This is a genomic window from Microbacterium sp., assembly GCF_051953575.1.
GTDB lineage: Bacteria > Actinomycetota > Actinomycetes > Actinomycetales > Microbacteriaceae > Microbacterium.
The window spans coordinates 1-6070 of record NZ_JBQCIP010000302.1 but is presented as its reverse complement, the minus strand read 5'-3'; the positions used below and the strand labels follow the sequence as shown (position 1 = coordinate 6070).

At 71.5% G+C, this 6070-nt stretch carries 4 protein-coding genes and 1 pseudogene; 4 read left to right on the top strand and 1 reads right to left on the bottom strand.

What is annotated here, in order from left to right; all coding sequences use genetic code 11:
• The 4 genes from ACTHNQ_RS19310 to ACTHNQ_RS19295 form a co-directional block, all read left to right on the top strand.
• Window positions 1-1842: aminotransferase class I/II-fold pyridoxal phosphate-dependent enzyme (locus ACTHNQ_RS19310; protein ID WP_440335553.1), on the top strand; the 1842-nt coding region annotated here is incomplete at its 5' end.
• An 84-nt stretch (window positions 1843-1926) separates the two neighbouring features.
• On the top strand, window positions 1927-2883 hold the full coding sequence (locus tag ACTHNQ_RS19305) for an ABC transporter permease (protein ID WP_018172781.1): 957 nt from the start codon (window positions 1927-1929) through the stop codon (window positions 2881-2883).
• Window positions 2880-3743, top strand: coding sequence for an ABC transporter permease (locus tag ACTHNQ_RS19300; RefSeq protein WP_440335552.1), 864 nt, complete (start codon window positions 2880-2882; stop codon window positions 3741-3743). Before ACTHNQ_RS19305 ends, ACTHNQ_RS19300 begins: the two co-directional genes overlap by 4 nt.
• A complete protein-coding gene (locus ACTHNQ_RS19295; RefSeq protein WP_440335551.1) occupies window positions 3740-5584 on the top strand; it encodes a dipeptide ABC transporter ATP-binding protein in 1845 nt (614 codons plus the stop codon). Before ACTHNQ_RS19300 ends, ACTHNQ_RS19295 begins: the two co-directional genes overlap by 4 nt.
• A gap of 81 nt (window positions 5585-5665) precedes the next feature.
• Here ACTHNQ_RS19295 and ACTHNQ_RS19290 read toward each other — a convergent pair.
• Window positions 5666-6070 (bottom strand): annotated as a pseudogene (locus ACTHNQ_RS19290) (YqaJ viral recombinase family protein); the annotation flags it as partial.

Genomic DNA, 6070 nt, shown 5'->3' with positions numbered 1-6070 from the left:
CACCCCGCCCACCTCCTGGCCGGCCTGGCGGCCCCGGACCGGGTGCTGGTGGTGGATGAGGCGTTCATGGACGCCGTCCCGGGTGAGACCGAGTCACTGATCTCCCCGACGATGCCCGGGCTGGTGGTGCTGCGCTCGTTGACCAAGACCTGGGGGTTGGCCGGACTCCGCGCCGGGTACGCGGTCGGCGACCCGACGATGATCACCGCCCTGGCCGCGCAGCAGCCACCCTGGTCGGTGTCGACCCCGGCGCTGGTCGCCCTCGCGGCCTGCAGCGCACCCGCCTCCGACGGCGACGACCAGACCGCCGCTCCCCAGTGGGAGTACACCGCCCAGACCGCCGCACCCTCCGGCGACATCGACGAGTTCACGTGGGTGAGCTACTCGGAGCCCTACTCGCTCGACTACGCCTACGCGTTCGACTACGCCGACAACCAGGTGCTGTCGAACGTGTGCGAGTCGCTGCTGCGGCTCAATCCCGACTACACGCTGTCGCCGGGACTCGCCGAGGCGTACGACCACCCGACGCCGGAGACCTGGGTCTACACGATCCGTGACGGCGTCACGTTCCACGACGGGAGCCCTCTCACCGCGGATGACGTCGTCGCGTCGATGAGCCGTCATCTGGATCCCGACGTCGGCTCGTCCTGGTACTCGGTGTACCAGAACGTGGCATCGATCGAGAAGACGGGCGACCGCCAGGTCACCGTCACGATGACGCGGGCGGACTCGCAGTTCAACCTCGCCATGGGCGGCTCGGCCGGCGTGGTCGAGTCGGCCGCGACGCTCGCGGCGAAGGGCGCCGACTACGGCAACTCGACGGGCCTGGTCAACTGCTCCGGTCCGTTCGAGCTGACGGAGTGGAAGTCGGGCGAGTCCGTCACGCTGAAGCGCTACGACGGCTACTGGGACGAGTCGCTGCGCGCGAAGGCGGGCGAGGTGAAGATCCTCTTCATGACCGACTCGAACGCGCGGGTCAACGCGCTGAAGTCCGGCGAGGTCGACGGCGGCTGGATGATCCCGACCGACGCGATCGCGCAGCTGCAGGACTCCGGCAAGGGCGAGGTCTACTTCGGCCTCAACACCGCGGTCGGCAGTCTCATCGTGAACAACCTCGAAGGTCCGCTCGGCGACGTCCGCGTGCGTCAGGCGCTCATGATGGCGATGGATCGCCAGGGGATCCTGGATGCCGCGGCCAAGGGCTACGGCGACGTCACGAACGCCCTCACCACGAAGTCGGTGTGGGTGGGCGCGAGCGACGCCGCGATGACCGAGGCGTTCGACGGGCTCCAGGAGTACGACCACGACCTGGACGCGGCGAAGAAGCTCATCGACGAGGCCGGTGTCGCCGGGGACGAGATCGTCATCACGACCGCGCCGATCGGCAATGACTTCGCGGTGATCTCGCAGGGCGCGGCCGCCGCCGCGCAGTCGATCGGCCTGAAGGCGAAGATCGAGACCGTCAGCCCCAGCGCGTACACGGCGCTGTTCTCGGACCCGAGCGCCCGCGAGGGGACGGACCTCTTCTACACGTCGTGGTACCTGTCGAGCCCCGACCCGCTGGAGATGTACAGCGTGCTGCGCACGGGCGAGTTCAGCAACTACGGCAACTGGAGCGACCCCGACTTCGACGCGCTGATCAACGAGGCGGTCGGCGTCGACGACCCCGCCGCCCGCAGCGAGCTGACGGCGAAGGCCCAGCGCATCGCGAACGAGCAGCTGCCGTGGCTGCCGCTGTTCGAAGGCCCGATGACGGTGTTCCTGAGCGACCGGGTGACCGGGGTCGCTCCCTCGGTGGCGATGCTCTACTACCCGTGGGCGGCCACCATTGGCGCACGGTGACCTCCGCGGGGCCGGGCCTTCGGGTCCGGCCCCGTGCCGCCCCGGGCGCGTCCCGGGCCCCGCACCCGAAAGGGGGACGGCGCGATGATCGCCCTCCGCCGGATCGCCGGCAAGCTCGGCGGGCTTCTGCTGACACTGTTCCTGGCATCCCTCCTCGTCTTCTTCTCGCGGTTCCTCGTGCCGGGCGACCCGGTGGCGTTCCTGCTCCGCGGCCGCAAGCCCAGCCCCGAGGCCGTGGCCCAGGTCACGGCGCAGTACGGGCTCGACCTGCCGCCGTGGCAGCAGTACCTCCGGTGGGTCGGCGGTCTGCTGCACGGCGATCTCGGCCGATCGCTGCAGTACCGGCAGGACGTCACGACCGTGCTCGGCGACCGCCTGCCCGTCACCCTCGGGCTCGTCGTCATGGCCGGCACCATGATCGCCGTCGTCGGCCTCATCGCCGGCACGTTCGCCGCGCTGAACCGCGGCCGCCTCGGCGACAAGGCGATCCTCATCGGCCTCACGGTGCTCGGCGCCATCCCGTCCTTCGTCGGCTCCATCGTGCTGATCGCGGTGTTCGCCGTGCAGCTCGGATGGTTCCCCTCGTTCGGCTCGGGGGAGGGGTTCTGGGACACCGTGTACCACCTGGTGCTGCCCTCGACCGCCCTGGCGATCGTGTTCGTCGTGCTCGTCGGCAAGGTCACGCGCTCGTCGATGATCGACCAGCTCGATCGTGAGCATGTCGAGGTCGCTATCAGCCGCGGCATCACGCGCGGCACGGTGATCCGCCGGCACGTCTTCCGCAACGCCGTCGGTCCGATCCTCACGGTCAGCGGCATGCTCGTCGCCGGGCTGCTCGTCGCGAGCTCGATCGTCGAGGCCGCCTTCGGGCTGGCCGGCATCGGGTCGCTGCTCGTCCAGTCGGTCGACCGCCTCGACTTCCCGGTCGTGCAGGCGATCGTCCTCCTCGTGGTGACCGCGTTCGTCGTCGTGAACGCCGTCATCGACGTCCTCGAACCGTGGATCGACCCGCGATCCGCCGCCGGAGCAGGTGCCCGATGACCGCCACCCCGACCCTCGCCGTCAAGGTGCTGCGTGCGCCGCGGCTGCCGCGCACCACCGTCAGCTTCGCGATCGCGCTGGGCGTGGTCGCAGTGATGACGCTCGCGGCGATCTTCGCGCCGTTCCTGGCGCCGTACGACCCTGACGCCGTCGACTTCGCCGCCGTCAACGCCGGGCCGAGCGCTGCGCACTGGCTCGGCACCGACGGACTCGGTCGCGACACCCTCAGCCGCCTGATCTTCGGCGCCCGCACGGCGCTGCTGGGGCCGCTGCTCGTCGTGGTGGCCTCGACTGCGCTCGGCATCCTGCTGGGCCTGATCGCGGGCTGGCGCGGCGGCTGGATCGATTCCGTGCTCGGCCGCGTGTTCGACGTGCTGTTCGCGTTCCCGTCGCTGCTCATCGCGATCATGGCGGTGGCGCTGTTCGGCAAGGGCCTCGTCGCGCCGGTGATCGCCATGAGCATCTCGTACGCGCCGTTCGTGGCGCGGCTCACGCGCTCCCTCGTGGCAGCGGAACGCAACCGGCCCTACGTCGCGGCGTACCGGGTGCAGGGCTTCGGCGGCGCGTGGATCGCGCTGCGCCGGGTGCTGCCGAACGTCACGCCCATCATCGGGGCGCAGTCGACCCTCAACTTCGGCTACGTGCTCGCCGAGCTGGCCGGCCTGTCGTTCCTCGGACTCGGCGTCCAGCCGCCGACCGCCGACTGGGGCGCGATGATCAACGAAGCCCAGGCCGGACTCATCGGCGGGCACTTCCTGCCGGCGATCGTCCCTGCCGTCGCGGTGGTCGTGGTCGTCGTCGCCGTCAACATCATCGGAGAAGAGCTCTCCGACCGCATCGGAGGGGAGATCCCGGCATGACTCCGGCCACGAACGACGGGATCGGCCGGGGGGACGCCGGCGTGACCGCATCCGCCGCTCTGCTCGACATCCGCGACCTCACGCTCGACCTGCCGAACGGCACGCGTCTGCTGCACGGCATCTCGCTGTCCGTCGCCGCGGGCGAGACCGTCGGACTCGTGGGCGAGTCGGGGTCGGGCAAATCCCTCACCGCGCGCACGGTCCTCGGCCTGCTGCCCGACCGGGCGACGACGGCGGGAACGGTCGTGCTCGACGGGACCGACGTGCTCGCCGCGCCGGGCGCCCAGCTGCGGCGGCTTCGCCGGCGCGGAGCGGGCATGATCTTCCAGGACCCGCGGGCGGGCATCAACCCGATGCGCACGATCGGCGACCACCTCACGGAGTCGCTGCGCCTCGCCGAGGGATGGTCGGCGGCCGATGCGCGCGCACGTGCCGTCGAGCTGCTCGGGGCCGTGCGGCTGCCTCGCCCCGAGGATCACCTGCGGCAGTTCCCGCACGAGTTCTCGGGCGGCATGCTGCAGCGTGTCATGATCGCGGGCGCCCTCACGACGTCGCCGCAGCTGCTCGTCTGCGACGAGCCGACGACCGCGCTCGATGTGACGACGCAGGCCGAGATCATCGGCGTGCTCACCGAGCAGCGCGCCTCGCGAGGCATGGGGATGCTGTTCATCACCCACGACCTCAACCTCGCGGCGTCGCTCTGCGACCGCGTCTACGTGATGAGCGGCGGGCAGGTCGTCGAGCAGGGCCGCGCACACGACGTGCTGCGCGACCCGCAGGCCGACTACACGCGTCGGCTCGTCGCGGCGACCCCCACCCTGCCAGGTGCGGCGCCGGGAGCGGCGGCCGAGTACGGCGTCGGAGACTCTGCGGGTCACGCGGGGCATCCCTTCGACGGCGGGTCGTCCGAGACGTCAAACGTCGTCCCGATGCTGCAGGCCACCGGGGTGTCGAAGACGTACGTGCGGCGCGGCAAGGATCCGGTGTGCGCCGTCGTCGACGCCACCGTCGAGGTGCCGCGCGGCGGCGCGCTGGGCGTCGTCGGCGAATCGGGCTCGGGAAAGTCGACCCTCGCGCGCATGATCGTCGGTCTGGAGGGCGCCGATACGGGAGACATCCGCATCGACGGCCGCGAGCGCACCGCGGTGCCGCGCGGACGCGCGGAACGCATCGCGCACGCCCGCAGCGTGCAGATGGTGTTCCAGGACCCGTACCTGTCGCTCGACCCGCGCATCACCGCCGGACGCGCGATCGAGGACGCGCTGCGCCTGCACACCCGCCTGAGCCCTGCCGAGGCGCGCACGCGCGTGCTGTCGCTGCTGGAGCAGGTCGGCCTGGGCGAGAAGCACGCCGCAGCCCGTCCGCGCACGCTCTCGGGCGGGCAGCGGCAGCGCGTCGCCATCGCCCGCGCCCTCGCGATCGAACCCGACGTGCTCGTGATGGACGAGGCCACCAGCGCCCTCGACGTGTCGGTGCAGGCGCAGGTGCTCGACCTCGTCGACCGTATCCGGCGCGAGCGCGGGCTCCCGGTGCTGTTCATCAGCCACGACCTCGCCGTCGTCCGCCGCGTGTGCGAGCAGACCGTGGTGATGCGCCGCGGCGAGATCGTCGAGCGCGGCGACACCGCGGCCCTTCTCGCCTCTCCGCAGCACGAGTACACCCGGCTGCTCATCGGCTCCGTGCCCAAACCGGGGTGGGACGCCTCCGCGGCCGGCGCGGAGGTCGAGGCCGTGCTCGGCGCCGATGCGGAGGGATCGGAGGCCGCCACCGGCCCGGACGCCGGGTCCGAGGCGTCGGCCATCGAAGAGGCGCAGATCGAAGCCTCGGGTCAGGCGCGATGACGACCTCCGGGTGTCAGGCGTGACCGGACGCGTCGGCGTCGGCGACGGCGCGGCGGACGCACCGTTCGACGAGACGGAGCGTCAGTCCGCCAGCGCCAGGGCGCGGAACGGCTCGCGCGGGGGAGCGGGCGGCTGCGGCATGCGCTCGGCTCCCTGACGCGAGCGCGTGTGACGCAGGTACAGCTCGTCGATGAGGGCGGTGGCGAGGCGCACGAGCTTCGCGATCTCGGCCTCATCGCGGTCGACCCACGCGCAGCGCGGCTCGTCGCCGACGGGGACGAAGTCGTCGTGCTGCTCCCACGCCACGAGCGTCCGCTCGGCGCCGAGCACGTGCTGCTGCCACCAGACCTGACGCAGGTACGAGCGGGGGATGCTGCGCCACGCCTTGTTCGTCGTCTTGATCTCGGCGAGCGTGACCCGGCCGGCGGCGTCCACCGCGATGCCGTCGGGCGTCGCGAGGTGCCGCTTCTCGATGACGGCGTGGAA

Bases quoted from the DNA above. Each gene is read 5' to 3' on its own strand.
- ACTHNQ_RS19295 (WP_440335551.1), top strand. From the start codon at position 3,740: ATGACTCCGGCCACGAACGACGGGATCGGCCGGGGGGACGCCGGCGTG.
- ACTHNQ_RS19305 (WP_018172781.1), top strand. From the start codon at position 1,927: ATGATCGCCCTCCGCCGGATCGCCGGCAAGCTCGGCGGGCTTCTGCTG.
- ACTHNQ_RS19300 (WP_440335552.1), top strand. From the start codon at position 2,880: ATGACCGCCACCCCGACCCTCGCCGTCAAGGTGCTGCGTGCGCCGCGG.